The sequence below is a fragment of the Bacterioplanoides pacificum genome (assembly GCF_042648445.1).
Classification (GTDB): Bacteria; Pseudomonadota; Gammaproteobacteria; order Pseudomonadales; family Oceanobacteraceae; genus Bacterioplanoides; species Bacterioplanoides pacificum.
Genome location: NZ_JBHRYB010000013.1, coordinates 517,642 through 542,160, shown reverse-complemented (window position 1 = coordinate 542,160; position 24,519 = coordinate 517,642). Strand labels below are relative to the sequence as shown.

The 24,519-nt window shown below is 51.4% G+C and carries 19 protein-coding genes; 16 read left to right on the top strand and 3 right to left on the bottom strand.

All coding sequences use genetic code 11. The annotated features are described in order from the left end of the window. The first annotated feature begins 200 nt into the window (after positions 1-200). From ACFOMG_RS13770 to ACFOMG_RS13750, 5 genes are all read left to right on the top strand, one after another. On the top strand, positions 201-4,706 hold the full coding sequence (locus ACFOMG_RS13770) for an IgGFc-binding protein (RefSeq protein WP_376867409.1): 4,506 nt from the start codon (positions 201-203) through the stop codon (positions 4,704-4,706). A gap of 233 nt (positions 4,707-4,939) precedes the next feature. Further along, positions 4,940-7,777 carry a transglutaminase domain-containing protein gene (locus ACFOMG_RS13765; protein ID WP_376867407.1) on the top strand — a complete coding sequence of 946 codons (2,838 nt, stop codon included), beginning with the start codon at positions 4,940-4,942 and terminating at the stop codon, positions 7,775-7,777. A 241-nt stretch (positions 7,778-8,018) separates the two neighbouring features. Then, the gene (locus tag ACFOMG_RS13760; RefSeq protein WP_376867405.1) at positions 8,019-8,357 is read left to right on the top strand and encodes a hypothetical protein; all 339 of its coding nucleotides are present in this window, start codon (positions 8,019-8,021) and stop codon (positions 8,355-8,357) included. Between the two features lie 126 nt (positions 8,358-8,483). Next, entirely contained in the window at positions 8,484-9,368 is an 885-nt protein-coding gene (locus tag ACFOMG_RS13755; RefSeq protein WP_376867403.1) for a hypothetical protein, read from the top strand. Positions 9,369-9,372: 4 nt separating this feature from the next. Then, a complete protein-coding gene (locus tag ACFOMG_RS13750) occupies positions 9,373-9,897 on the top strand; it encodes a hypothetical protein (protein WP_376867400.1) in 525 nt (174 codons plus the stop codon). A 398-nt stretch (positions 9,898-10,295) separates the two neighbouring features. Here the strand turns inward: ACFOMG_RS13750 and ACFOMG_RS13745 are convergent, their stop codons facing one another. Further along, the gene (locus ACFOMG_RS13745; RefSeq protein ID WP_376867399.1) at positions 10,296-10,628 is read right to left on the bottom strand and encodes a hypothetical protein; all 333 of its coding nucleotides are present in this window, start codon (positions 10,626-10,628) and stop codon (positions 10,296-10,298) included. Between the two features lie 85 nt (positions 10,629-10,713). Here ACFOMG_RS13745 and ACFOMG_RS13740 point away from each other — a divergent pair, with 85 nt between their 5' ends. Beyond that, positions 10,714-11,586: a hypothetical protein gene (locus tag ACFOMG_RS13740; protein WP_376867398.1), complete on the top strand. Its 873-nt coding sequence runs from the start codon at positions 10,714-10,716 to the stop codon at positions 11,584-11,586. Between the two features lie 7 nt (positions 11,587-11,593). Here the strand turns inward: ACFOMG_RS13740 and ACFOMG_RS13735 are convergent, their stop codons facing one another. Then, a complete protein-coding gene (locus ACFOMG_RS13735; RefSeq protein WP_376867397.1) occupies positions 11,594-12,148 on the bottom strand; it encodes a DUF1439 domain-containing protein in 555 nt (184 codons plus the stop codon). Further along, positions 12,145-12,960 (bottom strand): ion transporter, encoded by an 816-nt coding sequence (locus ACFOMG_RS13730; protein ID WP_376867396.1) that lies wholly within the window; start codon positions 12,958-12,960, stop codon positions 12,145-12,147. The genes ACFOMG_RS13735 and ACFOMG_RS13730 overlap by 4 nt, the downstream gene beginning before the upstream one ends. A 520-nt stretch (positions 12,961-13,480) precedes the next feature. Here ACFOMG_RS13730 and mraZ point away from each other — a divergent pair. The 10 genes from mraZ to murG are packed head-to-tail and all read left to right on the top strand — an operon-like array spanning position 13,481 to position 24,506. Next, complete coding sequence (gene mraZ, locus ACFOMG_RS13725; RefSeq protein WP_376867395.1) at positions 13,481-13,936, top strand: division/cell wall cluster transcriptional repressor MraZ; 456 nt, start codon at positions 13,481-13,483, stop codon at positions 13,934-13,936. Beyond that, positions 13,933-14,871, top strand: a complete 939-nt coding sequence (gene rsmH, locus ACFOMG_RS13720; RefSeq protein WP_376867394.1) for a 16S rRNA (cytosine(1402)-N(4))-methyltransferase RsmH — start codon at positions 13,933-13,935, stop codon at positions 14,869-14,871. The genes mraZ and rsmH overlap by 4 nt, the downstream gene beginning before the upstream one ends. Then, complete coding sequence (ftsL, locus tag ACFOMG_RS13715) at positions 14,868-15,149, top strand: cell division protein FtsL (RefSeq protein WP_376867392.1); 282 nt, start codon at positions 14,868-14,870, stop codon at positions 15,147-15,149. The genes rsmH and ftsL overlap by 4 nt, the downstream gene beginning before the upstream one ends. Next, complete coding sequence (locus ACFOMG_RS13710; RefSeq protein WP_376867391.1) at positions 15,146-16,888, top strand: peptidoglycan D,D-transpeptidase FtsI family protein; 1,743 nt, start codon at positions 15,146-15,148, stop codon at positions 16,886-16,888. Before ftsL ends, ACFOMG_RS13710 begins: the two co-directional genes overlap by 4 nt. Beyond that, entirely contained in the window at positions 16,885-18,354 is a 1,470-nt protein-coding gene (locus ACFOMG_RS13705) for a UDP-N-acetylmuramoyl-L-alanyl-D-glutamate--2,6-diaminopimelate ligase (RefSeq protein ID WP_376867389.1), read from the top strand. The genes ACFOMG_RS13710 and ACFOMG_RS13705 overlap by 4 nt, the downstream gene beginning before the upstream one ends. Next, positions 18,347-19,747 (top strand): UDP-N-acetylmuramoyl-tripeptide--D-alanyl-D-alanine ligase, encoded by a 1,401-nt coding sequence (locus ACFOMG_RS13700; protein ID WP_376867387.1) that lies wholly within the window; start codon positions 18,347-18,349, stop codon positions 19,745-19,747. The genes ACFOMG_RS13705 and ACFOMG_RS13700 overlap by 8 nt, the downstream gene beginning before the upstream one ends. A 1-nt stretch (position 19,748) precedes the next feature. Continuing rightward, a complete protein-coding gene (gene mraY / locus ACFOMG_RS13695; RefSeq protein ID WP_376867385.1) occupies positions 19,749-20,831 on the top strand; it encodes a phospho-N-acetylmuramoyl-pentapeptide-transferase in 1,083 nt (360 codons plus the stop codon). Positions 20,832-20,850: 19 nt separating this feature from the next. Further along, positions 20,851-22,218: a UDP-N-acetylmuramoyl-L-alanine--D-glutamate ligase gene (gene murD, locus ACFOMG_RS13690; RefSeq protein ID WP_376867384.1), complete on the top strand. Its 1,368-nt coding sequence runs from the start codon at positions 20,851-20,853 to the stop codon at positions 22,216-22,218. After that, positions 22,211-23,452 (top strand): putative lipid II flippase FtsW, encoded by a 1,242-nt coding sequence (ftsW, locus tag ACFOMG_RS13685; RefSeq protein ID WP_376867382.1) that lies wholly within the window; start codon positions 22,211-22,213, stop codon positions 23,450-23,452. The genes murD and ftsW overlap by 8 nt, the downstream gene beginning before the upstream one ends. Further along, complete coding sequence (gene murG, locus ACFOMG_RS13680) at positions 23,445-24,506, top strand: undecaprenyldiphospho-muramoylpentapeptide beta-N-acetylglucosaminyltransferase (RefSeq protein WP_376867380.1); 1,062 nt, start codon at positions 23,445-23,447, stop codon at positions 24,504-24,506. The genes ftsW and murG overlap by 8 nt, the downstream gene beginning before the upstream one ends. Positions 24,507-24,519 lie beyond the last annotated feature (13 nt).

The following is a 24,519-nucleotide window of genomic DNA, read 5'->3' as shown; positions in this document are numbered from 1 at the left end:
GATTTAAGAACTACATTTTTGCATTGTTGTGCATAACGACCTTTTCTTATTCCTCTCTGACTATCGCTGCGATGGATAGTCGGGGAACTGAGTTTATGTTCGCGTTCCCTCCGAACTACAGCAACTCCGGTAATTTAAGTTTGTTTATATCATCAGAATCAGATGCTTCCGGAACCGTAGAAATTCCAGGGCTCAGCTTTGTGCAGCCAATCAGCATTCAGGCGAATGAAGTTACTCAGGTAACGCTCCCCCGGAATGCGCAACATACGGCCGCCAACAGTATTAAATCGCTGGGAATACGGGTTGTAACCGATCAGGAAGTAACGGTGTATGGCCTGAATCAGTTCCAGTACTCTACCGATGCTTTTCTTGCTCTGCCTGTTGATGTTCTTGGCCTTGAGTATCTGAACATAAGTTATCAGGGATTAGGAAGGGGCTATCCATCACAAATGCTGGTTACCGGTGTTTATGACGGTACCGAAGTAACTATTACACCTACGACGGCTACAACTGGCAGAACTGCGGGAACGCCTTTTAATATCACCCTAAATGCTGGTGACAGTTACTTACTGCAGGCGATATCTGGAGACCTGACCGGCACAACGGTGAATGCTTCCTCGCCGGTATCCGTAATGGGGGCAGTAAAATGTGTGAATGTACCAGTTGGTTACGGTGCCTGTGACCATATTGTTGAGATGTTGCCACCAGTCGCAACATGGGGTCAGTCTTTTGTCACCATCCCGCTTGCGACACGCAAAAAAGGCGAGGTGTTCCGTATTCTGGCATCCGAAGACAATACCCAGATTACGGTTAACGGAGATTCGGTTGCCACACTGCAACGTGGTCAGCACCATGAAATAATATTGACAGCCCCCAGTGAAATTACAGCTAATGCCCCGGTGTTGCTTGCCCAGTATTCCCCCGGACAAAGCTTCGATGGTGTTATTTCAGATCCCTTTATGATGTTGATACCGCCATCAGAACAGTTTCTGAACAGCTACAATTTTGCCACTCTGACCCAAAGTGTTGGTTTCAGAAACAGCTTCGTTAATGTCATGGCACCAACCGGTGCACTCGACAGCATGATGCTGGATAACACCCCTGTAGACAAAACGCTGTTTCAGCCGGTTGGCCAGACCGGTTTCAGCAGCGCACAAATCGCACTTGAGCCAGGCTCCCACAACATCAGATCACTGGAGAGTTTTGGTATTTACGTATATGGCTTTGGCAGCTACGACTCTTATGGATATCCGGGAGGCATGTCATTTGATTTTATTAATCCCAGGGGGGATAGCTACCCGCCGAATGCCCGGCTTGAATTGTTGGGGGACTATATCATCGGGTATGCAACCGACAGCGAAGACCGTAATGCCAACGCTACGCTGGATGCGGGAGAAGACAGTAACGGTAACAACATTATTGACCGTCGCTCTGAAGACCTGAATGGCAATGGCCTGTTAGATGATGGTGAAGACTCCAATGGTAATGGCGTTCTGGATCGGGATACCGGTTTATTTCGTATTGAATTACAGAATGCGGTCAATCTTACACTGGAAGCATCGGCGTTTGTTCCGGGAAGTCTGGGTGTAAATTTTGTTGTTCGTCGTACAGATCCTTCTCTGCCTTCCTCTGGCGACCTTCGTCTGGCCGATGGTGCCGGGAATTACACACTGATTCCGGTGAATTTTTTCAATACGCCTTTACTCACTGATGTCCGTGTTATCAGTACCTTCAGTAATAATCAGATAGAGCTGATTTCCACATCATTCTCTGTTGAGCCGGTACGCATAGAAACTAAAAACAACCAGACGGAAGTAGAGTGGCAGTTCGATCAGTTTCCTTCTGACCAGGTTCAGCAGCTCACTTATCAACTCCTGTTACGCAATCCGGTTCCCGGCGAGACACGCCTTGTACTACATGAATTAGAGCTCACCTACGCTGATGTTAATGGCAACCCGGTCAGTATTTTCCTTGGAACACGAGCGGTAAAAGTAGCGCCGTCTGTTTTGACGCTATCCGTTAGCACTGACAAAATTCGCTATCGTGCAGGCGAAACTGTGATTATCGGCAGCATGCTTCGTAATGCCGGTGATACAACAGACAGTACCAATTTGATTGTGAAAATCATTGATAGCTCGGGGGCATTGGTTCAACAGCTGACAGAACAGAATGTAACCGTCGCCGCTCAGGATTCATTATTAATTAATGACACGCCTTTTTTTGTCGGCAATCTGGTAACAGGTAACTATCAGGTCATTGCCCAGCTGGCAGATAACCAAGGCAGAATTTTGCGTCAGGCAGAAGCACCTTTTGTTATTGTTACCGACTCGGATACTCTGATCGATCTCGCCTCCGCGGTATATACACAACAGCCTGTTTACGCCCCCTGGGACAAGGTCAGTATTACTGCCCGTATTCAGAATATCGCCAGCAACTCTGCGGTAACTGATGCCACTGCAGAACTCCGGGTTAAAGCACCGGATGGTCAGCTGCTATTACAGGAAAATCTGACGCTTGACCAGATTGCGCCTTCTGCATTGCGGCATTTTAGTTTCCCTTTGGAGCTCAATAACGCCCGTGAAGGTGCGTATCCAATTATCTGGACGATAAGAGATGCAGATCAGCAAGTCCTGAGCACCAGTCTTAATTCATTCAGTGTCGAACGCCAGTTACTACAGGAAATTATCGGTAGTGTTAAAACCGACTACAGCCGGATTTTCCACACTGGTAACAACCGCTGTCTATTTAAGGTTCACAATCGTGGCAATCTGGACATTACAGATATGGAATTTGCTTACAGCCTGATTCAGGCGGACAGTGAAACCCTGCTGCAGCGCACCGAAATCAGCGCCGATATCGGCCGCAATGATGAATTTACCTGGCACACCGACTTCAGCGCCGCAGGACAGGCTTACGGTGGTTATGCCTGTGTGCTGGAAGCCAACATCAACGGCACCTGGCAGGTTCTGGCCAGTGACAGCTTTGAAGTGCAGGCGCCTGAAGTATCCACGGCCATCAGTAGTGAAGGCCCTGGTCGCGTGCTGGTGCTGACCGATGCTCCGCGTCAGTGTTCTGCTCTTGAGGACATCCGCGTTGGCTTCGACTTCGGCGCCGAACTGAACACCTCTCAGCAGATTGAAATCCGCCTCTACGGCCCGGATGGCAAGCTGTTGGATACCGAGATCGTCAGCGCGCTGGATACCGAAATCAACCATCGCCACGGCAAGGCCAACACCGATCTCAGTGTGAAAGCTCAGGCCAGCGGTCAGTTCGAGGTGCTGGTGCAGTCATCATCCGGACTGGGCAAAGAGTACCGTGTTGAAGTATCGGTTAAACGTAACTGGCTGAGTAAGGTTGAGAAGTCCTGGACCTTCGACTGCAGCTGCGACCGCCCATTAACGCTGAATGAACTGTACGAAGACGTCAGCCTGCTGGCCTGGCATCCGTGGCACAGCGATGACGATCTGCGTAATGCCGATCCGTTCGGCCCGCTCAACGGTCCGGATGTGAATGAGCAGAACGACTTTATCGAACAACTGCTGCAGGACGCTGGCTGGGAATATACGCTGGTACACAGCGCCGATGACTTTGCCCGCGAGCACCGTATCGGTGGTTACAGCAGCTACCTGTTGCTGGCCGAACGTCCGCAGCTGCACTGGCAGGTACAGAAAGAGCTGCGCGAAGTGGTCTTCGCCGGTAAAGGCCTGATCGTCGCCGGTGGTTTCGATAAACGTAACCTGTGGCTGGAATCGGCATTGGGTGTGGCGGTGATTGGCCGTCATCCATGGGCGCGGGAATTACAGGTACACAACTCTGACCTGAGCAGCGCCTGGAATGCCCAGCTGCCGCTGGCCGATAAGGTTCAGGGTATCTGGCTGACCGGCGCCGAAATCCTTGCCGAATACGCGCTGGCCGGAGACGAGCAGCAGCATAACTGGCACTGGCTGGATAAAGGCGAGCATAAAGCGCACGACATTTTCGATGTTAAGCGCCGCGCCATTACCGGCTACGACTATGGCAAAGGGCGCAGCCTGTTCTTTGGTTTCGACCTGTTGCTGCAGGCCACTCAGGCCGGAGCTGACAGCAGCTATGCCGAACTGATTCTGCAGGCACTGCAACAGATCCAGCCAGATGAGCTGCCGACCCTGGGCTCTGCCGTACTGCCGCTGAACCTACAGTGGCAGAACAACCGCGGTGCCGTCAGCTTAGTCAGCGAACTGCTGCTGCCGGAAGGTGCTGAGCTGCTGGTTCCCGGCATCTTTGCTCAGCAGGATGAACACTGGCTGGCAACCCTGACGCTGGCAGAGCAGCAGACTCTGGCATCACGTCTGTACATCAAACTGGCCGACCGCGACGGTGAGCAGAGCATCGGCCTGCTGACCACCACCGTCGACGGCAATCAGCAACTGCAACAGGCGCAGGCCAGCTTTGCATTCGGCGCCAGCGCCACCCCGGAACTCGCGGCAACCCAGGCACTGCTCGACAGCCTGGCCTGGGACTACTGGTATCGCCTGAACTACCGCCATGCCTGGCTGAAGTTCAAGCTGGCCCGCGAAGCCATCAACAAAGAGCACTGGTATCAGGCGCAGACGCTGTTGCTGCTGGCCGCCGACCTGTTGCTGGTTGGCCATGAAGACGATGTCGCCAGTGCCCGTCAGCAGGTACAGCGTCATATTCAGTTTGTCGGCGAGAAGCTGGCGCAATGATCATGAAACGGAATTCAGTTATGACTTCAGGAACCCCTTCTATGCCTCTGCTGCAACAGGAGCTGCTGCTGGACAGCGCTCCACGTTCATCCCGCCCGTTACGCATCATTGCACGGCTGGTTTTGCTGTTATTTGTTAATTCTGTGATCTGGCCCAGTTGGGCTGTGGCAATAGAGAGCGAACAACAAAAACAGCTCCAGGCTGATCACGAATGGGATCAGAACAACCAGCAATTGCATCAGGTACTGGCCAATTTACAAAATCACATCCGCACCCAGACGGCGGAAGTGACTAAAAAAATCACAGCCGGCCGTGGCGTGATCAGCAGTGTGCTGAATTTTATGGGTCTGGGGGATGATGCACTGGCCGATGATGCCAGTATGCGTTTTTTACAACGTTTACAGTCTTTTCAGCAGGATGCACTTGATTCACTCCAACAAGAAACCCAAATGCTACAGCAGCGTAATTTGCCCGCCGCCATTTTAGAGCGGCAACAAGCTGTCAAAAATCAATTGATCGCTCAATACACGGATGTACTGAACAAACTTTCGGCGGTAGTGGAAGATCAATCGTTAGTGGATCAGCAACAAAAACTGGATGCACTCAATAGCCTATTAAAAAATTTAAAAACCCGTAAAAGCCATGAAGTATTGGATCCGGATAATCTGCCGTGGGGCACACCAGATCCGGAACTGACACCGGAACCAGCACAATCGGCTGGTTTATTAAGTCAGCGCTACGATCTGCCGTTATTTGAGCAGGGCGTACAGTTGGCCAGTAATATCATCACCCCGGACATGCTGGGTAATCCGGGAGGCCCAACTCAGGCCGACCTGGACGCCACCCTCGACGCGCCACTCAGCGAAATCATACGAGCCAAGGCCACCGAGCTGAATCACGACCCTGTGGCAATCTACCAGTGGGTACGAAACCACATCGAATTTATTCCCAGCTATGGCTCCATTCAGGGAGCGGAATACACTCTGCGATACGGCAAAGGCAACGCCTTTGATACTGCCAGTTTATTAATTGCCTTATTACGTGCCGCCAATATTCCAGCCCGTTACGCCTTTGGTACCGTGCGCATGCCTGTCGATACAGTCAAAAACTGGGTGGGTAATGTTCAATCCGCTTCAGCCGCTGGCAATCTGTTAGGCCAGGGTGGTATACCGGCCAAAGGATTAGTCAGCGGCGGGCAGGTTCAGCTATTTGAACTGGAGCACGTCTGGGTTGAAGCCTGGATCGACTATTTACCCAGCCGCGGAGCAAAACACAGCGTCGGTGACAGCTGGATTCCGATGGATGCCAGCTACAAGCAATATGAATATCAGGACGGTATGGGCCTTGATCAGGCCGTGCCTTTTGATGCACAAACACTGGTGGATAATATTCAACAAAACGCCACCGTGAACGAAGACGAAGGATGGGTGCAAGGCTTGCCACAACAGGACATTGAACAGGCACTGAACACGTATCAGCAACAACTGGAACACTACATCAACAACCAGAACCCCGATGCCACCGTTGGCGATGTATTAGGTACATCCAGCATCAAAACCGTGATCCGGGAATCGCTGGCCGCTTCTCTACCCTATGAACTCAGTACCCGAAAACTGGTGGCTTCCAGCTTAACCGATGCCCAACGCTGGAAATTTAAATATGAGCTGTCCGGCAGTTATAACGGCCAGCCAACCAATACCTTACTCAGCATCAATGAGCCGACCGTTAAACTGGCCGGTAAAGCTTTATCCTTATCGTACACGCCCGCCAGTGAAGACGACGAACAACTGATACTCAGCTTTCTCCCTGAACCCGATGACAATGGCGAGATTGACCCGGCAGCTATTCCCGATACCCTGCCAGGTTACCTGATCCATTTAAACGGAGAATTTGCTATTGGCGATACCGTTGTTGCCACCACCGACGAGCTCAGCATGGGCACCGAACTGATCTCCGAATCTGGCTTCTGGGAGCCGGTGCGCGGCTGGCAAACCAGCCGCAATCAACCCGTTGTCGGGGAGTACCGCGCCATCGCACTGGATTTACACGGCATCAGCCAAGCTCAGGCCGAAACGCTGAAAGATAACTTAGAAGTCACACAGCAAAATCTAGAAAGCGAAACCTACACCGATTTCACCAAACAAGATCTGGTCGGCGACCTGCTCTACAGCACCATCCTAAGCTACTTTGCGCTCAACAACCTGCAAGACACCCTGCAAAGCAAAAGTGCCAACATCATCGGCTACCGAGCTCCGAGTTATGGACTGTTTAAAACCAACATCGTCCCCCAATACTGGTTCGGGGTTCCGAGAAACGTACAACTCGGCGGCCTCACCATGGACGTGGATCGGGTGAGTAACCTCCAGGTGGAAACCAGCAACAACAGCGACAACTGGTTAGCCTACAACCGCGCCCAGGGTGCAAGAATGAGTGCGATGGAACATCTGGTGCCGGAGCAGATGTTTACAACAGCAGACAACCCCGCCTATGGCATCAGCGCCGTAAAGGCTATTCAACTGGCCACAGCGGAAGGGCAGAAAATCTGGACGATAACTCAAGCCAATATCGATATAGCACTCCCCAATATCAACCTGCCAGATGATGTGATGACTGAGATCCGACATGCCATCCGAACCGGTAAGGAAGTGACGACTCATGAGAAGCCGCTGGACTTCTACGGCAGCAGCCAGTTTGGGTATATTATCCTTGACCCTCAGACCGGGGCTGGGGCGTATAAGATCGGTGGTGGGGAGAATGGAGCATTCCTTGTTATTTTTGGGCTGTCCATCTTGCTTATTTTTGGGGTATTCGCATTTGTAACCGGAGGTGTAGGAGCATTATTTGCTTTTGCATTGATTAATTCCGCACTTGCAAATATTGCAGCAGGTGTAGCGCTTATAGCGAAGTCTCTAGGTCAGGATGGATTAGCTTATTTTGCTTGTTCGTTTGCTTTTGTAGCATTGAGTGCAGTACTTTCTGCGGTATTAGCTGCATTTACAGCATTGGGAGCTGTCGCTAGTGGGCTGGTTTCTGAGATAGCGAGCATTTTATCTATTTTCTCGGGGTGTTAGTATGGAAAGGATACTGTATTTATTTCCATTTCTATTTTTTTTTATGGCTGTGTGGAAAGGTTTAGATTATAAATACTCTTTAGTTATATTTATATTTATGGGTATAAATTTGTATTTCTTTTTGAAGTATGCAGATAGTAATAAATCATGAGTACGCGTTTGCTATTTGAATTTTCAAGGCCGCATCGCACGGTTATGATTTAAGGCAGCCTAGCGGCTCCTAATTCTGTGTGGTAAGGCCATGGTTGAACTAGCAGGAAAGGCACTCTCACTATCTTACTTGCCCGCGACCGAAGATGACGAAGCCGTGATTGCCAGTAGACTTCCGGAGCCTGACGAAAATGGTGAGATTAATCCTGAATATATTCCGGATACTTTACCGGGCTACCTGATCAACCGGATTGGCGAATTTAAAATTGGAGGTGATGTTGTAAAAACAACGACAGCGATGGCCATGGGCACGGAGCTTCTCACCGAAACCGGATATTGGGAGCCTGGCCGCGGCTGGAACACCAGCCGCAATGAGCCCATTGCTGGTGAATATCAGGCCTACGCGCTCGACCTTCAGGGCGTATCCTAAGGACGGGTAGAACAACTAAAACAAAGCCTAGAAGCCACACAGACCAATATTGAAACTGAAAACTACGACGCCCTCACCAAACAAGGTCTGGTTGGTGACACGCTATACGTCACCATGCTCGGCTACATGGCACTGAATAACCTGCAAGACAGTCTTCAGTCCAAAAGCGCAGGCATGATCAGTTATCGTGCTCCCAGCTATGGGCAGTTCAAAACCAAGGTGACCCCTCTGTACTGGTACGGTGTCCCACGTAACGTTGAACTGGGTGGTCTGACCATGGACGTTGACCTGATGATGAACTACCAGGTTGAAGAATCAAACGACACCGAAAAATTCCTTGCCTACAATCAGGCTCAAGGCGCACGGATGTCAGCGATGGAGCACTTAGTACCCGAACAGATGTTCAGCACCGAAGAGAACCCAGCAAGCGGCATCAGTGCGGTGAAAGCCCTGCAGATCGCTGGCGCTGAGGGCCAGAAGATCTGGACCATTACCTCAGAAAATGTTGAGTTTGCGATATCTAATCTGAGTTTGCCTATCGATATTATCACCGAAATAAGAAACTCAGCTATCGCAGGCATGGAAATCACCACACACGAGCGGCCTGTAAATTTTTATGGAAGTAGCCAGTTTGGGTATATTATCCTTGATCCTCAGACCGGGGCTGGGGCGTATAAGATCGGTGGTGGGGAGAATGGGGGAGATTTGGTATTTAGCATCTCAGATCTTTTTTTCAACTTGTCTGGGTTTATCTTTGGGTTTCAGGAAAAGCAGCAAGCAGGAAAAAAAGCCTCTGCTATATTTAAATATTTAGGTAAATTTTTTGGTGGGGTTGGCATTGTTTTCGGAACAATCGCATCAATAATTGATCTGGTTTTATCAATTCTAATCTCGTTGATCTCCGTGGGTGCGGGTGTTATTGGATTTCTTGTTTCTAATATAATTCAATCTGTTGCTTCTACGGTTGCGAAGCTGATGATGGACGTTGTCAAAAAAGACTCAGGATGTTAGTTGAATGGATTTAAATTTTACATTGCTATTTTTGTTGTTTTTGTTGATATTTTATCTTGGAATTTTTCTTTACCTTAATTTTTACAGGTCTCATGTTCTTATTAATAGAATTGAAGAAATATTTCCTGATTGGAATGAATCGGAAGATGAGGGTTATGACTATTTTTATAGTCTTGGTGTGACTTGTCAATTTCAGGTGGCAAGGGATCGTGCTGATGTTTCACTGCTTAGCTTTGGCCATAGTATCGTAATTTTTAATTATTACTACTTGGCATATCGAGAGCCAATTGATAGTGACATGTCATCCGCTTATGCCAACAAAAACAGCTTGTTAGCCTCTAAGTTGAGAGCAAGTGGAGTAGATTTTAATCATATAGAGCTGGAAGATTGGCGAGGTAATAAAAATTTGAAGGATATTTCTGAATGCATTCTTATAAATGGTGGCTATGTTACGTATTTCATAAAACTAAGCCCATTTTATGGTTCTGATAAAATAGATGAGCTATTTAGAAGAGTCCAATCAGATTGAGATTTAATGCTCCATTGGCATTGTGATTGTTCGCTCTTATGGGGAATGCACAGCGCCGTCAATCTTCAGTGCATGTTACAGATCACTCTCAGATCAGCCGCCACCAGTTAATGGTGGTGTGTTACACCCATTCGGCGCTCGATTTTATGCTGTCTCCTTTGTATATTGTCGTCTCACTGATGTGGCAACACTGAGCAGAATATGCTGAAAAACAGCCCAGTGAGGGGGTTATGCAAAAAAAGAACATTCTGCTGTTTGAAATCCTGCTCTGGTTGTTTATCGGCCTGTTGATTGTTATTGCCCGCCAAAGCTTATAACCGTTGAGTGCTCAGTCGTTGATGGCTTCATCTGGCAATGCCTGACTGGTCAATGTCGCATTGAGGAGCGGACTTGCAGGCTTATGATGACGCTGCGGTTAACTGCTTCAGCTTGTACAGCACCGGAATCACGCTGGCCAGTAACAGGAAATATAAGGCTTCCTGTACGACATATGAAATCTGCGCCAGTTCAGCAAATGCTTGTGGATCGCGGTAGATCATGGGTAAAGCGACGTTTACAATTTTGCTGGTAGATAGTAACACCACGCAGCTGGCGGTAACGGCTAACAGGTTTGCATGCAGTGTGGTCAGCTGCTTTCTGAAGCTGACGGCTAGGTGTATAAATAATACGCCAGGCAGAACAATAATGGCGAGAACGGCCATGATCATGGCCAGGATTTGTAAAATTGACATGAAAATTTCCTGTGATAATAACGCTGCGTCGGTATTTTCCGGACACTAACAATCACTGCACCGGCTTGCAATCCCGGCCGGATAAATGATGATAAGGTTCTCGTCAGTGCTGAGTGTATTTAAAGCAAAACCTTTGTTGGATCAGGCCAGTGCCGACTGGATCGTGGCGACCTTTGGCTGGGCGCTGCAATATTTTGATGCCGGCGAATTTTTTAACCGGACGGTGCTGATTCAGCCCAGTAACACGTTTTTTCCCGGGCGGGTGTCCAGCGTGGCGGAAAAAGCGACTAATATCTTTCATCACAGTCAGCGTTATGCCGGGCTATCGCACTGGCCGCTGCAGCTGGTATCGACTCAGCAACTACAGCGTCAGCCGGATTGCCTGCTTGCTCCGGCATCACAGCCGGAGCTGCGTGATGTCAGCAGAGACTCCAGTGTTGCTGCTGAGCTAACTGAGCAGAGCAGTCTGCAGCCGTTGCCGGTCTTTTATAATCCACAACAAACATTAAAGCCGGAAGATATGGCTGCCAGTTATGCCCATGTGATGGCGCAGCATCTGGTTATACAACGAGGGGTGTTGCCACCCGGCGGGCAGGCATTGTTTGCTGAAGCGAGTGAATTGCTGGCTGGTTTTATGGGCTTTGGCGTATTGCTGGCAAACTCCAGTTATACCATTCGTGGTGGTTGTGGCAGTTGTTATAATGCCCTGGCTAACCGCCAGCCGGCATTAACTGAATTTGATAACGTGTTTATCCTGGCGTTGTTCTGCCGGTTAAAACAGATTTCGGCTGCCGAGGCGTGCCGTTATCTGAAAAAGCACCTGCGCCGGCCATTTAAACTGGCGCAGAAGCAGCTCGATAATAACCCGCAGGTATTAATGAGGCTGGCGGCTTATCGTACACCCAGGCCGCCGATGACAAAATTACGTATATCCCCTTCGACACTCAGCGCTTCGTAAGCGGGTATCAGAACGCGCTGAGTTCGGCTTTGATCAGCTGATTTTCAACCCGTATCGATTTCAGCATGGTCTTTGCCAGTTTTTGTTTCAGGTCCTGGTCGTCCAGCTGGTACACCGGGCGTTTGGCCAGTGTCTGGCTGGCGGCGTTTTGTGCCAGTTGTTTGACTGTTGGCAGCAGCCCGGGGTCGAGCTGATCAATCTCCAGTTGGCGGATTACCGGATTATGCAGATAAAACGCACCTTGCTGAGCGTTATAACTGAGGTTGCCGCTGATGGTGGCCCGGCCGGTCGCACGGATATTGTTCGGCGCTTCCAGTGTGATTTCGCTGAACAGGCTGATCGGTTGCTGGCCTTCTGTCAGTTCGACCCGGGCATTGCTGAGGGTCACGGTAAAAAACAGCTTTTTCTTTTGCAGTGGCATCAGGGTGTCTACTTTTTGCTGAATCTGCTGCCCGGTAATTTCCAGCGTGTAACTGAAGCCCCAGCTGAGATTGCTGACGGCCAGTAGTGTGATAAGCAGCAGCTGTTGTAATACGGGTCGTGAGGTTGGCAGGGTGTTCATGGTGTATTGTTCTTTTGTTGTTCGCGGATCAGTTGTTTGAGCTCGCGGATTTCGGCCTGCAGATCTTCCAGAGTGATTTTACCTTCGGCTTCTTCCTGCTCGGCCCGTTCGCGGGCATGTTCATCTTCCAGTACATTGACCACGATGCCAATCACCATGTTCAGAAACGCGAACGCGGTCAGGAAGATAAAGGTGAGGTAATAAATCCACGACAGCGGGTAGGTGCCCATGGTTTCGTACATAACATCGGTCCAGTCCTCGAAGGTCATCACCCGGAACAGGGTTAACAGCGAAATCGAGATGTCGCCCCACAAATCCGGATTGATACTGGCAAAGAAGGTGGCACCGACCGCGGCATAAATGTAGAAGATGATAAACATCAGCAGCAAGACATAACCCAGTTGCGGCAAGGCCCGTAGCAGTGAGTTGAGCAGGGTGCGCAGCTCTGGAATGATCGACACCATCCGTAATACCCGGAATATCCGCACCAGCCGGCCAACCAGCGCCATCTCACTGTCTTCGATCGGCACCAGGCTGACCACCACCACTAAGGTATCGAATACATTCCAGCCATTGTGGAAAAACCGCCGCTTATTGGGTTCTGCGATAAAACGCACCACAATCTCAAACAGAAAAATCACTGTGATGCCGACGTCGAGCCAGGTCACTGCCTGCATCACTGCCTGTGGTATCGGGTAGGTTTTGGCACCAATCAACAGGGCTGACAGGATGATGATGGCAACCACGAACAGCTCGAACAGTTTGTTATCGCGCAGCTTTTGCGACGCCGCCTGAATGTCGGTAATGGTCATAGGGTTTCAATAAATCGGCTAGAGGACAAATCAGCGCGCATCATAAACCAGAGTGCAGTGCTGCGGCATACGACTTTGCGGTTTTTTAATCTTTACGGCGAGGGGGCTGATTTATCACGGTTTTTATCAGTCAAGCCGGATAAATGTGAGTGCCCGCTTACTGAACTTATGTTCTGGAAGTTAGTGTTTACTTTTCATCGCAATTTTTTTCATTTGTGATGTTAGTGAATACCAACCTCATAAATTACTTTAACTTTGAAGGCTAGATAAAACTGCTGGCTGGAGTTTTATTTGCCACTATTTCCCACCGCTTTCTCCCACCTGGCTAAGTCATTGTGAAATAACGCAAAATTCTTGGTAAACGGCCTGTCTGGCGGGTTGCAAAAGGCATAGGTGGTTTCTATAGTGTGGCGTAGTGGATGATAGTGGGGAATTGTGGAGTTTTGACCGGGAGTGTCGAAACCACAGGGACGGTTAGTACTCACTATCAATAACAACGACATCTACGGGACACTGCGCAATGTTTCGGGGGCTACATACGATCAATCTGGATGCTAAAGGGCGTCTGGCGATCCCGACTAAATACCGGGAACCGCTGGCTGAGCTCTGTGGCGCCCGTTTGGTGGCCACCATTGATACCGAAGAGCGATGTTTGTTGATTTATCCCGTTAACGAATGGGAAGAAATCCAGCAGAAAATTGAAGCCTTACCCAGCTTTAACCCGGTTGCCCGTCGTATTCAGCGCCTGCTGATTGGCCATGCAACCGATCTGGAGCTGGATGGCAGCGGGCGAGTGCTGTTACCGCAACCTTTGCGGGAATACGCCGGTTTAGAAAAAGAAAGCGTTTTGATTGGCCAGGGCAAAAAACTGGAGTTGTGGAGCAAGACGTTGTGGCAAAGCCGCCGCGATGACTACCTCGACATGGTGAGCCAGCCCGATCAGTTACCGGATGAATTACAGAGCTTGTCGCTATGAACCTAGAAGATTTTTTACACACCACCGTGTTGCTGCAGGAGACGGTTGATGGCTGTCTGACGGATCCGGATGGTGTGTATGTAGACGGTACCTTTGGCCGTGGTGGCCACAGCCGTCTGTTGTTAAGCAAATTGTCCGCTCAGGGGCGCCTGATTGGTTTTGACAAAGACCCGCTGGCGATCCGGTCGGGCAAAGAGTTAGAGCAGGAGGATAGTCGCTTTCAGATTGTGCAGGCCAGTTTCGCCGAGATGAAAACCGAATTAGCGCGCTTAGGTATTTCACAGGTGGATGGCATTTTGCTCGATCTGGGAGTGTCATCTCCTCAGCTCGATGATGCTGAACGGGGTTTCAGCTTTTTGCGTGATGGTCCGTTGGATATGCGCATGAATCCGGATGCCGGGCTCAGTGCTGCGCAATGGCTGGCGCAAACCCCGGAAAAAGAAATCGCCCGGGTGTTGAAGGAATACGGCGAAGAACGTTATGCCAAGCGTATCGCTAACTGGCTGGTCAAAGCTCAGCAGGAGGAGCCGATTACCACCACCCTGCGGCTGGCGGAAATTGTGAAAGCGGCCAATCCGAACTGGGAGCGTCATAAACACCCGGCCACCCGGGCCTTTCAGGCGATCCGGATTGCGGTAAATAACGAGCTGGGCGATCTGGAGAATGTGTTATCTGAGTCGGTGGAGCTGCTCAGCAGTGGTGGTCACCTGGCGGTGATCAGTTTCCATTCGCTGGAAGACCGGATGGTGAAGCGTTTTATCCGTGCTCAGGAAAAGGGCAAAGACGTACCCGTGGGGATTCCACTGACCGACGATCAGCTGGGCAAAACCATGAAGCGGGTGGGTAAAGCCATTATGCCGGGTAAAGAAGAAATCGATCGTAATGCCCGCTCACGCAGTGCGGTATTGCGGGTCGCTGAGCGGCTGGCCAGATGAACCCGGGGTGCTGGCCACACTGGCGGCCGTGGTTGGCGTTGCTGTTATGGCTGCTGGTGATGATCAGTGCTGCCATTCAGGTAGCCCAGGTGCATCAGCATCGCAGCCTGCTCAGTCAGTGGCAGCAACTGGACAGTCAGCGCTTGCGGCTGATGCAGGAACATACCCGGCTATTGCTGGAAATCAGCACGCTGACGGCCCATGGCCGGATTGATCAGCGTGCCCGCAAACAACTGAATATGACCGAAGCCAACGACATACAGGTACTACAACCATGACACGTCAGCCACAGACAACAAGCGGAATTGCCCGCTGGCGCTTTGCGCTGGTGATGGTGGCGTTTGCTGCGTTGTTACTGGCGGTGCTGGTGCGTCTGGTTATGTTGCATACGGTGGAGCAAACTTTCCTGTTCGAACAGGGAGAAAAACGGACCGTGCGCTCTGAGGTTCAGCCGGCCAGCCGGGGTAAAATCCTCGACCGTCATGGCCGGCCACTGGCAGTCAGTACTCCGGTAGTGACCTTATGGCTCAATCCGCAACAGGTGAATCTGCAGCAGCTGCCGGCGGTGGCTAAGTCGCTGCAGCTGAATACCCGGACGTTGCAGCGCAAAGTTGAGCGAGCGGCCAGTCAGGGCCGCTCTTTTATTTATCTCAAGCGTCAGGTTGAACCTGAGCTGGCACAACGGATTCTGAACCTGGGAGTCAGTGGTGTGTACGGCGATGACGATTTCCGCCGCTATTATCCTGCCGCTGAAGTGGCCGCTCACACGCTGGGTATTGTCAATATTGACGGAAAAGGTCAGGAAGGTCTGGAGCTGGCGTTTAACGATTACCTCAGTGGCCACGAAGGTTCACGTCAGGTGGTGAAAGACCTGTATGGCAATGTGGTGAAGCAGTTGCAGGTGAGTGACGTCCCGCAACCAGGACAGGACCTGCATCTGACGCTGGATTTACGGTTGCAGTATCTGGCTTACCGGGAACTAAAAGCAGCGGTGACTTCACATAATGCTAAAGCCGGCTCGGCGGTGTTACTGGATGCCCGTAACGGCGAGGTGCTGGCACTGGTTAATCAGCCGTCTTACAACCCTAATAACCGCGCCCAGCTGAAAGCCGAAAATATGCGTAACCGGGCGCTGGCAGACCTGATTGAGCCAGGTTCCACGATGAAGCCGTTTACCGTTGCCGCAGCCCTCGATAGTGGCCGTTACAGCCCTGGCACCGTGGTGGATACCAGCCCGGGTTATATGCGGGTTAAGTACAAAACCATCCGCGATCACCGTAACTACGGCAAGCTGGATGTCACCGGCATTATCACCAAATCCTCTAATGTCGGTGTTACCAAACTGGCACACGACCTGGGCGCTGAAAACATCTGGCGTTTTTTCCATGATGCCGGCATGGGCACGGCTTCGGTGCTGGGCTTCCCGGGCGAAGCGGTGGGCAGCTTGCCGTATCCGGAACAAATGGATGAACTGCGCCTGGCAACCATGTCTTATGGCTATGGCCTGTCATTAACACCGTTACAGCTGGCTCAGGCCTACACCAGCTTCAGTCAGCAGGGCTGCCGGCAACCGGTGCGGCTGTTGATGCAGGAAGCGGCTGAACAGAGTGCTCCTTGTCAGCGGGTGATGAAGGCCGCGACTGCAAGCCGGGTGCTGGCAATGCTGGAAACCGTGACCGGGCCACGCGGCACCGGCCGTCGTGCCCGGGTAAAAGGCTATCGGGTCGGTGGAAAAACCGGCACCTCGCACACGGTTGGCAGCGCGGGGTATGAAGATTCGGAATACACCGCGGTATTTGCCGGACTGGCACCTGTGTCAGACCCCGAGCTGGTGCTGGTGGTGGTGGTCGATCGTCCGCAGGGGCGTGAATATTACGGTGGCGAGGTGGCGGCTCCGGTGTTCTCCCGCATTATGGAGCAGGCATTGCGACTGCGTCAGGTCGCTCCCGACGATAGCAGTGTTGAAAAGCTGACGGTGAAACAAAACCGCCCATCGAGAAAAGGAGGTGCAGTATGAAGTTGTCTGTGCTGACTGAGGGTAACCCTTATATTCCACCGGAGTGGGATCGTGAAATAAACGACATCCGCATCGACAGTCGCGATGTATTGCCGGGGGATCTTTTTATTGCCCGGCGCGGTAGTCGTGGCGATGGCCGTGAACATATTGATGCCGCTCTGGCGAATGGTGCGGCAGCGGTGCTGGCGGAAGGGCCACTGGGGTTTGAATGTGGTGGTGCCGGAGTGCCGCTGTTTTTCTGCAGCGATCTGCCACAGCAATTGAACAGCTGGTTGTTGCGGCGTTATCCGCTGGCTGACAGTCTGGCGCTGATTGCCGTTACCGGCACCAACGGTAAAAGTTCGGTCACTCAGTATATCGCTCAGCTGGCGACGTTATTACAGCAGTCTGCGGGCCTGATTGGCACGTTGGGTAATGGCATCTGGCCAGAACTGCAGCCGACCCGTAACACCACGCCGGATTTATCGGTGATTTTGCAATCGTTAACGGTGATGCAGCAACAACAGGTCAGTACCGTGGCGATGGAGGTGTCTTCGCATGGTATCGATCAGCAACGTATTGCCGGTTTGTCATTTACCACGGCCGTGATGACCAATCTGACCCAGGATCACCTCGATTATCACGGTGATATGGAAGGCTATTTTGACGCTAAAGCCCGGTTATTCCGCGATTATCCATTGCAGCAGGCGTTAATTAATGTGGATGACGACTACGGCCGGCGCTTGTTGCAGGACAACCGGGTTCAGGCAGTCCGCTACAGCTATGGTCAGGCCGACGATGCCGACGTGTGTTATCAGACGCCGGAGTATCGTGATGGCTGGCTGACGACCTTATTGTCGACCCCGTGGGGCAGTGGCGAATTACGGTTACCGTTAATTGGTGATTTTAATGTCGCCAATGCCGTAGCGGCGATTGCGGTGTTGTGTTTACAGGGGCTGGATTTTACTGCACTGATTGGTGCAGCAAGCCGCCTGCAAGCCGTTGATGGCCGTATGGAATTGTATCAGCGTGAGGTGAATGGCCGGCGTCAGCTGGCGGTTGTGGATTTTGCCCATACCGCCGATGCCTTGCATAACGTGATGCACGCGGTACGTAATGTCGCTGCAAGCCGGGCACTGGTGTTTGGTTGTGGTGGTGATCGCGACCGCGGTAAACGGCCACACATGGCCGCTGCGGCACTGGCCAGCGGCGCACAGGTCTGGCTGACCGATGACAACCCACGCAGTGAAGACCCTCAGCAGATATTTAACGATGTGTTACAAGCACCCGGCAGTGAGGTGTTTCATTGTTGTCATAGCCGTCGTGAGGCGATTATTCAGGCCTGTGACAGCGACGCCGGACTGATTGTTGTGGCTGGTAAAGGGCATGAAAATTATCAGGAAATTGGCGCAGTTAAACACGATTTCAGTGATGCCGAAGTACTGATGTTACTGGGGTTCAGCAAGGCCGGAGGTCAGCATGCTTAACACGCTGGCGCTATCGCAATTAAGCGAACTGACCTCAGCTCACTGGCTCACCTCAGAGGTTGATTTTCATTGTGTGGGGGTGTCGACCGACAGCCGCAGCATTAAGCCGGGTGAATTATACGTACCGTTAAAAGGTGAGCGTTTTAACGGCCATGATTTTTTACCCCAGGTGCGTGATGCCGGGGCGGCGGCTGCGCTGGTCGATGAAATACCGGATGACGAGGTGTTAGCCGGACTGAGCGGTTTACCGCTGTTGCAGGTGTCTGACTGCTTAGCGGCACTGGGTGACATTGCCCGCTGGCAGCGCCGTCAGTTCGCTGGTCCTGTGGTTGCCGTAACCGGCAGCGCCGGAAAAACCAGTGTTAAACAAATAATGGCCAATGTGTTATCGCAGCAATACAACACCTGGATGACTCAGGGGAATCTGAATAATCACATTGGTGTGCCGCTGACCTTGCTGGCGCTGCAGCCGGAACATCAGGCAGCCGTGATTGAACTCGGCGCCAGTGGTTTAAGCGAAATTGCGTATACGGCTCAGTTTGTTGAACCACAGGTTGGCATTATCACCAATGCCAGCGCTGCCCACCTCGATGGCTTTGGCAGCCTGGAAGGCATCGTACAAACCAAAGGCGAGTTAATCGATTTTATTCAGCCAGGTGGTACAGCGGTATTGAATGCCGATGATGCGTTTTTTCCTGTCTGGCTTGCCCGGGCCCAGACCCGCAAGCTGAATATTATGACCTTCGGCCTGAGTGCCAATGCCGATGTCCGTGCCGGACAGATTCACACCGATTTACAGGGCTGCCATTTCAGCCTGCAAACTGCTGAGGGCGTTCACGAGGTATTTTTACCGTTATTGGGCGAGCACAATGTCCGCAATGCATTGGCTGTGGTTGCTGCGGCGCTGGCAGTGAATATGCCGGTCGGTAACATTATTGACGGCCTGCAGACAGCAGAAGCGTTTGCCGGACGTTTACGCTGGTGCGATGGAGCCGTCGGTCAGCGTATTCTCGATGACAGTTACAACGCCAGCCCGGCATCGGTACGGGCTGCAATTGACGTGTTGGCCGCGGCTGAAAACAGCTGGCTGATATTGGGCGATATGGCCGAGCTGGGTAAGGAAGCCGATACAATTCACCACGATATCGGGCGATACGCCAGAGAGCAGGGAATACAACACCTGGTAGCTACCGGCACGAAAACAAAAAACAGTGTGGCTGCTTTTGGTGACCAGGGAATCTGGTTTTCACAACGTGACGAGCTGGTCCGTTATTTACAACAACAGACCCGGGCAGACGACGTGCTGCTGGTAAAAGGGTCGCGCAGTGCGGGAATGGATAAAGTGGTTAAGGCTTTGCAGTCCGTGGTGCCTATTGGGGAAGAGGAAAACTGATATGTTGCTATGGCTAGGTGACTGGTTAGCACAATTTCAATCCGGCTTTGGCGTGGTGAATTACCTGACGCTGCGGGCTATTTTGTCGGTAATTACCGCATTAATGGTGTCGTTGCTGTTGGGGCCGTTGGTGATTCGTAAATTACGGCAATATCAGATTGGTCAGGCTATTCGTGAGGTCGGGCCAAAGTCACACCTGAGTAAAGCCGGTACGCCAACCATGGGCGGGGTGCTGATCTTATTGTCCATTGCAATCAGCACGTTGCTGTGGGGGAACCTGGAAAATCGTTTCGTCTGGGTCGTATTACTGGTGACCCTGTTTTTTGGTGCGATCGGCTGGGTCGATGATTACCGCAAAGTGGTGGAAAAAAACTCCCGCGGTTTACCCGGCCGCTGGAAATATTTCTGGCAATCGCTATTTGCATTAATTGCCGCCGGCTACCTGTTTTACAGTGCCCAGAGTCCACAGGAAACCCAGCTGGTAGTGCCTTTTATTAAAGACGTTATGCCACAGCTGGGGCTGATGTTTATTGTGCTGACCTATTTTGTCATCGTCGGTTCCAGTAATGCGGTTAATCTGACGGATGGCCTGGATGGTCTGGCGATTATGCCAACGGTAATGGTTGCCGCGGCACTGGGTGTGTGTGCGTATCTGGCGGGGCATGTGAATTTTGCCGATTACCTGCACATTCCTTATATCGCCGGTGCCGGTGAACTGGTGGTGTTTTGTGCTGCGATTGTCGGCGCCGGAATTGGTTTCCTGTGGTTTAACACCTATCCGGCCCAGGTATTTATGGGGGATGTTGGTTCACTGGCTCTCGGGGCTGCGTTAGGTGTGGTTGCCGTGATTGTGCGTCAGGAAATTATCCTGTTCATCATGGGCGGTATTTTTGTCGCAGAAACGGTGTCGGTCATTCTGCAGGTGGCCTCGTTCAAACTGACAGGCAAACGGATTTTCCGCATGGCACCGCTGCATCATCATTATGAATTAAAAGGCTGGCCGGAACCCAGAGTGATCGTACGCTTCTGGATCATCACCATCATTCTGGTGCTGATTGGCCTGGCTACGCTGAAAATCCGCTGAATGTAATATGGAACAACACATGACGACTGATAAAAACGCCAGGTTAAAACGCATGATTGTCGGGCTGGGCATGTCCGGCCTGTCCTGTGCGCGTTTTTGTCAGCGCCAGGGCTGGTCGTTTGATTTGTGCGACAGTCGTGAGCAACCGACCAATCTGAGCAGTGTACAGCAGGAGTTCAGTCACAGCCGGGTTGTTTGTGGTCCGCTGCAGGGCGAGTTATTAGCGTCTTACGATGAATTGATCGTCAGTCCCGGTGTTGCTTTGTCGGAGCCGGCAATACAGCAGGCAATTGCTGCTGGGGTAACAATCAGTGGTGATATTCAGCTGTTTAAGCAGTCTGTGAAAAAGCCGGTTATTGCCATCACAGGTTCTAATGGTAAAAGCACGGTAACCACGCTGGTCGGCGATATCCTGAATGCCTGCGGCTTAAAAGCGTTAGTGGGTGGCAATATCGGTTTACCCGCTTTGGATTTAACTCTGGATTCAGCGGCTGATGTCTATGTGCTGGAGTTATCCAGTTTTCAGCTGGAAACCACCACCGACCTGGGTGCCTGTGCTGCCACGATTCTCAATCTCAGTGAAGATCATATGGATCGTTATAGCGGGATGGCGGATTATCTGGCGGCGAAACAGCGTATTTTTCAGCAGGCGGCGGCTGCGGTAGTGAATCGCGATGACCAGGCAAGCCAGCCACAACAGGAGTTATCGCAGTGGTCTTTTGGTGAACAAACAAACGCCGGGCAACAGGCCTTTGGTTTATTACAGCAGGATGGTCAGGACTGGATCTGTTATGCCGGTGAGCCGTTATTAAGTGCGACAGATATTAAAATTAAAGGTCGTCACAATCTCGCTAATGTAATGGCGGCGCTGGCGCTGGTGGCGGCTGCAGCCCCTCAGCTGAATATCAACTGGCGTGATGGGCTGGAAGCCGTTCGTCAGTTTGCAGGTCTGGCACACCGTTGTCAGTGGGTCGCCAATATTAACGGCGTTGATTGTTATAACGATTCTAAAGGCACGAATGTCGGCTCTACCCTGGCAGCCATTAATGGCCTGGGTCACGCCGATGGAAAAATCTGGTTGTTAGCCGGGGGAGTTGATAAAGACCAGAGCTTTAACGACCTGGTTAAGCCGTGTCAGCAGTTTGTCGCTGAAGTGTTGTTGTTCGGTCGTGATGCCAGTGCCATTGCTGAAGATTTACAGGGTTGTAAAACCCGGGTTGTGAATACGCTGGACCAGGCGTTTGGTCTGGCGTTAAAAGCGGCACAACCGGGTGATGTTATTTTGTTATCGCCGGCCTGTGCCAGCTTCGATCAATTTAAAAATTACGCCGTTCGTGGTGAATATTTCTGTCAGCTGGTGAAAGATGCGGAGGTCAGTTATGTCTGAACTATCGCTGAATCATCTGAGCCAGCGGTTTAACTGGCAATTAAAAGACAGTTTGTTTATTCCCTGGTTAGGCTTGTTGTTTCTTGGTTGGGTGATGGTGGCGTCAGCATCGACGGGTATCGCCGAATATTACACCGGTAACGAATATTATTTTGCTATTCGTCACGCGGCGTATCTGCTGTTGGGAATTGTTGCCACCATGATGGTTAGCCAGATTCCACTGAGCTGGTGGAGCCGGTTTGAACTGAAACTGTTGTTGGCGGCTTTTCTGGCGCTGGGTCTGGTGTTCGCTCCGGGGATTGGCCACGAAGTAAATGGCAGCCAGCGCTGGCTGAACCTGGGCATTATTAAAGTACAGGCATCGGAAATCGCTAAATTAGCAGCTGTTTTTTATATATCCGGTTATCTGGTGCGGCGTAAAAATGAAGTCCAGCAACACTGGAAAGGATTCCTCATGCCGTTTGTGGTGCTGGGGCTGATGGTTATGCTGTTATTGCTGGAGCCGGATTTTGGTGCGGTGGTGGTGCTGATGGGTGCTGCTCTGGTACAGCTGTTTTTAGGTGGAGTAAAAGCCGGACAGTTTTTCCTGTTGTTAATCGGCACTTTAATCATCAGCGGTTTTGTTTTAACCGCTGAAACTTACCGAATGGAACGTTTACTTGCATATCTTGACCCCTGGTCGCCAGAGCATGTGTATGGTACCGGCTACCAGCTGACGCAGTCATTAATTGCGTTTGGCCGGGGCGACTGGTTTGGTGTGGGACTGGGTGAAAGTGTGCAGAAATTATTTTATTTACCAGAAGCGCATACCGATTTTGTGTTTGCTATCTGGGCAGAAGAAACGGGTTTATTCGGTGGTTTAATCGCATTAACCCTATTAAGTGTGATGGTTGGTTTTATCTGGCGCACCGCCTGGAAGGCTCAGCGGGTAGGTCAGGCTTATGGTGCTTATGTTGCTATCGGTATTGGTAGTCTGCTGGCGTTACAGATGATTATTAATCTCGGCGTTAATACAGGCTTGTTGCCGACAAAAGGTCTGACGCTGCCGTTTTACAGTTATGGTGGCAGCAGCTTATTGGTATGTTGTGCCATGGTTGGGATTGTTATGCGTGTTTCTTACGAAACGCGCCATCCTTCCATAGAAAGTGAGCCGGAAAAACCGGTCGCCGGCCGCAAAAGTCGCGTCAAGAGCAGCGCCAGCGCAGAATTGAATCCGGAGGTGTCGGATGTCTGATGTCATTCTGTTTATGGCCGGTGGTACGGGAGGACATGTTTTCCCGGCACTGGCGGTTGCAGCGGAAATGCAACAGCGCGGTTATCAGATTCATTGGCTGGGAACGGCGGCGGGTATCGAAAAAGATCTGGTACCACAGGCCGGTTATCCACTGCATTGTATCGACATCGCCGGATTGCGCGGTAAGGGTAAACTCGGTTTGTTAAGCGCACCGCTGCGTATCAGCAAAGCGATATTACAGGCGCGTAACATTCTAAAAAAAATCCGCCCCAAAGCTGTATTAGGTATGGGGGGATATGCTACCGGTCCGGGTGGGGTGGCGGCACGTTCGCTGGGTATTCCGTTGCTGATACACGAACAGAATGCCTACCCGGGGATGACCAATAAATTACTGCATAAAATAGCGACCTTTTCTATGCAGGCTTTTCCCGGAGCATTGCCCGGAGCTTTGGTTACCGGTAACCCGGTGCGTCCCGAGGTGTTTGCCGTGGCGCCGGCTGAACGGCTGCAGCAGCCACTGCGGGTACTGGTAATTGGTGGCAGTCTTGGGGCGGTGGCGCTGAATAATAGTGTGCAACAGGCGATGGCAGCCTTGCCGGTTCAGCAGCGTCCACAGTTATGGCATCAGGCCGGGAAGCGTAATTATGATGCGTTAAATCAGGCGTATCAGAATGCGGGAGTTGAAGCACGGGTAACGGCATTTATTGATGATATGGCGGCGGCCTATGAATGGGCTGATTTAGTGCTGTGTCGTTCCGGTGCATTAACTGTCTCGGAAGTGGCAGCAGCCGGAAAAGCCGCCATTTTTGTTCCTTTTCCGCATGCAGTTGACGATCATCAGACCGCCAATGCTGAATATTTAGCCAGTCGTCAGGCCGCCATTATTTGCCCGCAGGCTGAATTAACACCGCAGTGGCTGGCCGGGCAATGGCAGTTTTTTTCAGAGAACCGTGAGGTGTTGCAACAGATGGCCGTCAAGGCTCGTAAGTTAGCGATGCCGGATGCTACCCGTTTGGTGGCAGAACAGATTGAGAGATTAAGTTGTGGGTCTTAAAGCAAATACACTG

Excerpts from the sequence above, each read along its gene's own strand:
- ACFOMG_RS13760 (WP_376867405.1), top strand. The coding sequence starts at position 8,019 with ATGGTTGAACTAGCAGGAAAGGCACTCTCACTATCTTACTTGCCCGCG.
- ACFOMG_RS13755 (WP_376867403.1), top strand. The coding sequence starts at position 8,484 with ATGGCACTGAATAACCTGCAAGACAGTCTTCAGTCCAAAAGCGCAGGC.
- ACFOMG_RS13750 (WP_376867400.1), top strand. The coding sequence starts at position 9,373 with ATGGATTTAAATTTTACATTGCTATTTTTGTTGTTTTTGTTGATATTT.
- ACFOMG_RS13745 (WP_376867399.1), bottom strand. The coding sequence starts at position 10,628 with ATGTCAATTTTACAAATCCTGGCCATGATCATGGCCGTTCTCGCCATT.
- ACFOMG_RS13740 (WP_376867398.1), top strand. The coding sequence starts at position 10,714 with ATGATGATAAGGTTCTCGTCAGTGCTGAGTGTATTTAAAGCAAAACCT.
- ACFOMG_RS13735 (WP_376867397.1), bottom strand. The coding sequence starts at position 12,148 with ATGAACACCCTGCCAACCTCACGACCCGTATTACAACAGCTGCTGCTT.
- ACFOMG_RS13730 (WP_376867396.1), bottom strand. The coding sequence starts at position 12,960 with ATGACCATTACCGACATTCAGGCGGCGTCGCAAAAGCTGCGCGATAAC.
- mraZ (WP_376867395.1), top strand. The coding sequence starts at position 13,481 with ATGTTTCGGGGGCTACATACGATCAATCTGGATGCTAAAGGGCGTCTG.
- rsmH (WP_376867394.1), top strand. The coding sequence starts at position 13,933 with ATGAACCTAGAAGATTTTTTACACACCACCGTGTTGCTGCAGGAGACG.
- ftsL (WP_376867392.1), top strand. The coding sequence starts at position 14,868 with ATGAACCCGGGGTGCTGGCCACACTGGCGGCCGTGGTTGGCGTTGCTG.
- ACFOMG_RS13710 (WP_376867391.1), top strand. The coding sequence starts at position 15,146 with ATGACACGTCAGCCACAGACAACAAGCGGAATTGCCCGCTGGCGCTTT.
- ACFOMG_RS13705 (WP_376867389.1), top strand. The coding sequence starts at position 16,885 with ATGAAGTTGTCTGTGCTGACTGAGGGTAACCCTTATATTCCACCGGAG.
- ACFOMG_RS13700 (WP_376867387.1), top strand. The coding sequence starts at position 18,347 with ATGCTTAACACGCTGGCGCTATCGCAATTAAGCGAACTGACCTCAGCT.
- mraY (WP_376867385.1), top strand. The coding sequence starts at position 19,749 with ATGTTGCTATGGCTAGGTGACTGGTTAGCACAATTTCAATCCGGCTTT.
- murD (WP_376867384.1), top strand. The coding sequence starts at position 20,851 with ATGACGACTGATAAAAACGCCAGGTTAAAACGCATGATTGTCGGGCTG.
- ftsW (WP_376867382.1), top strand. The coding sequence starts at position 22,211 with ATGTCTGAACTATCGCTGAATCATCTGAGCCAGCGGTTTAACTGGCAA.
- murG (WP_376867380.1), top strand. The coding sequence starts at position 23,445 with ATGTCTGATGTCATTCTGTTTATGGCCGGTGGTACGGGAGGACATGTT.